The organism is Jatrophihabitans lederbergiae, from assembly GCF_031845305.1.
GTDB lineage: Bacteria > Actinomycetota > Actinomycetes > Mycobacteriales > Jatrophihabitantaceae > Jatrophihabitans_A > Jatrophihabitans_A lederbergiae.
The window spans coordinates 1-2622 of record NZ_JAVREH010000134.1 but is presented as its reverse complement, the minus strand read 5'-3'; the positions used below and the strand labels follow the sequence as shown (position 1 = coordinate 2622).

The following is a 2622-nucleotide window of genomic DNA, read 5'->3' as shown; positions in this document are numbered from 1 at the left end:
CACTAGGTCGTGACGCTGGTGTGGCCGAGGACGGCGAGTAGCTGCAGCATGTCGTGGCTGGGGGTGCCTGGGGTGGCGGTGAAGACGAGCAGGGCGTGGTCGGTGTCGGGGTCGATCAGGGTTTGGCAGTGTAGGTCGAGCCGTCCTACCTCTGGGTGGGTGAAGCGTTTGGGTGCGGAGTAGCGCAGGCCGATCTCATGTCCATCCCATAGGGCGGCGAACTGCGTGCTTTTCTCGCGTAGTTCTCGGGCGAGGTCGGCTGCGGGCGAATGTGGTCCGCCCCGGGCGGCGGCCTGTCGCAGTTGAGCGGTAAAGGTTCGCCCATGCAGGTCGTGGTCGTCGGGGAGATAGATGGTGCGCGAGGTGGGGTCGGTGAACCACCGGTAAACCGCGCTGCGTGCCGGGCCGACGTAGTGGGTCTGGTCTCCCAGCAGCGCGACGGCCGGCGGGGTCTGGGCGAGGGTCTGGCCGAGTTCACCGATGATTTGGGCTGGTGTGTCTTGCAGCCGGTCGAGCACCCGCATGAGCGCGGGCGCGATGTGGTCGGTACGGGCGGTGCGCCGCGGGGTGCTGTGGCCGGCGAGGGTGAACAGGTGGTCGCGTTCGGGTAGGGACAGGCGTAGCCCGCGGGCGATCGCGGCCACCATCTGCTCGGAGGGTTGCGCTCCAGCGCCGCGTTCCAGGCGCGCGTAGTAGTCCGGTGACATGCCGACCAGCGAGGCGACTTCCTCGCGGCGGAGCCCGCCGGTGCGGCGGCGAGGACCCCGTGGCATGCCCACGTCTTCGGGTTGCAGGGCTTCGCGGCGGGTGCGCAGGAAGGTGCCTAGCCCGATCGGGTCCATCGAATCGTCTCCTCCCGGCCCTCTGCTGATGCGTTCAGCCTAGGTCGACGGTCGGCGTTAGCCAGGACTTCTCATTCAGTGGCTGAACGGGTCCTTGTTCCGGTTCCCCGTCCGGCGTTGGCTTGAGCGCAGTGCCCTCTCGATGAAGGAGTGTTGATGATGAGCAAGTGGACGCTGTCCGACCTGCCCGACCAGAGCGGCCGTACGGTGATCGTCACCGGCGCGAGCAGCGGTCTGGGCCTGATCGTGGCCCGCGAGCTCGCCGCGGCCGGCGCCACCATTGTGTTGGCGGTGCGGGACGGGACCAAGGGCCGCGAGGCGGCCGCCCAGCTGCCCGGCCGGACCGAGGTGCGTGAGCTCGACGTCGCCGATCTGGGTTCGGTGCGCCGCTTCGCCGCGGAGTGGTCCGGGCCGATAGACGTGCTGGTCAACAACGCCGGCATCATGCAGGTGCCCTTCGCCCGCACCGCCGAGGGGTTCGAGTCACAGTTCGCGACCAACTACCTGGGCCCGTTCGCGCTGACCGCGTTGCTGCTGCCGCACATCACCGACCGGGTGGTGACGGTGTCCTCGCAGCTGCACCGGATGGGGAAGGTCCACGTGGACGACCTGAACCCGACCACCCGCCCGTACAAGCCATCGGGCGCCTACCAGGACTCCAAGCTCGCCGAGGTGCTGTTCTCCCTGCAGCTGCAGCGCCGCCTGGACGCCGCCGGCAGCCCGGTCCGCTCGATCGTGGCCCACCCCGGGATCGCCTCGACGAACCTGGCCCGGCACGCAGCGTCCGGCAAGATCACCCACGCCCTGCGGTTCCTGTTCAACGACCCGGCCACCGGCGCGCTGTCGATCCTGTACGCCGCCACCCAGGACGTGCCCGGCAACTCCTACATCGGCCCCCGCGCCCCGGGCCACATGAAGGGCCATCCCGCCCTCGGCAAGGCCGCCGCTCCCGGACGCGACACCGACACCGCCCAGCGGCTCTGGGCCGCCACCGAACACCTCCTGACCGCTACCCCCGACCTGAAAGCGACAGCATGAACATCACCGGAAACACCATCTTCATCGCCGGCGGCACCTCCGGCATCGGCCTCGGGCTCGCGCTGCGGTTCCAGTCCGCCGGGAACCGGGTAATCATCGGCGGGCGGCGCACCGAACTGCTCGAGCAGATCGCCGCCGAACAGCCCGGCATCGAGACCGTCGTCATCGACACCGCCGATTTCCTGTCGGTGGCCGAGCGGACCGTCACCACCAACCTGCTCGGCCCGATCCGGCTGATCGCCGCGTTCACCGAAACCCTCGCCACCCGGCCGAACGCCGCGATCATCACCGTGTCCTCCGGGCTGGCGTTCGTGCCGCTGCCCCTCACCCCGACCTACAACGCCACCAAAGCAGCGATCCACTCACTGTCGCGCGGCATCCGCATCCAACTGGCTGACACCAGCATCCAGGTCATCGAGCTGATCCTCCCAGCTGTGCGCACCACACTCATGGGACAACAAGACTCCGAGCGGGCCATGCCACTGGAGGCCTACCTCGACGAAACCATGACCCTGCTGCAGACCCAGCCTGACGCCGACGAGATCGTCGTGGACAACGTCAGATTTCTGCGCGACGCCGAGACTAACGGCAACTACCAGCACATCCTCGCCCTGCTCAGCAGTCACTGACAAGTGGACACCGGAAGGAACAACCCGTGACCTCCTACATTGAGTCCGCTGACCACGCCGGCATCTTCGTCCCGCATGCCTTCGACGAGCACACCGTCGACCTAGGCGAGATC

3 protein-coding genes are annotated in these 2622 nt (G+C 68.2%); 2 read left to right on the top strand and 1 reads right to left on the bottom strand.

Translation table 11 applies throughout. The features are described from left to right. Positions 1-2: 2 nt before the first annotated feature. Positions 3-842: a helix-turn-helix transcriptional regulator gene (locus RM423_RS24470; protein ID WP_311425649.1), complete on the bottom strand. Its 840-nt coding sequence runs from the start codon at positions 840-842 to the stop codon at positions 3-5. A 159-nt stretch (positions 843-1001) separates the two neighbouring features. Here RM423_RS24470 and RM423_RS24465 point away from each other — a divergent pair, with 159 nt between their 5' ends. Further along, a complete protein-coding gene (locus RM423_RS24465; RefSeq protein WP_396327875.1) occupies positions 1002-1880 on the top strand; it encodes an oxidoreductase in 879 nt (292 codons plus the stop codon). After that, positions 1877-2509, top strand: coding sequence for an SDR family oxidoreductase (locus tag RM423_RS24460; RefSeq protein ID WP_311425647.1), 633 nt, complete (start codon positions 1877-1879; stop codon positions 2507-2509). The genes RM423_RS24465 and RM423_RS24460 overlap by 4 nt, the downstream gene beginning before the upstream one ends. The last annotated feature ends 113 nt before the right edge of the window (positions 2510-2622 follow it).

What these genes read in the sequence shown, in the direction of transcription:
- RM423_RS24465 (WP_396327875.1), top strand. Translation starts at nt 1,002, where the DNA reads ATGAGCAAGTGGACGCTGTCCGACCTGCCCGACCAGAGCGGCCGTACG.
- RM423_RS24470 (WP_311425649.1), bottom strand. Translation starts at nt 842, where the DNA reads ATGGACCCGATCGGGCTAGGCACCTTCCTGCGCACCCGCCGCGAAGCC.
- RM423_RS24460 (WP_311425647.1), top strand. Translation starts at nt 1,877, where the DNA reads ATGAACATCACCGGAAACACCATCTTCATCGCCGGCGGCACCTCCGGC.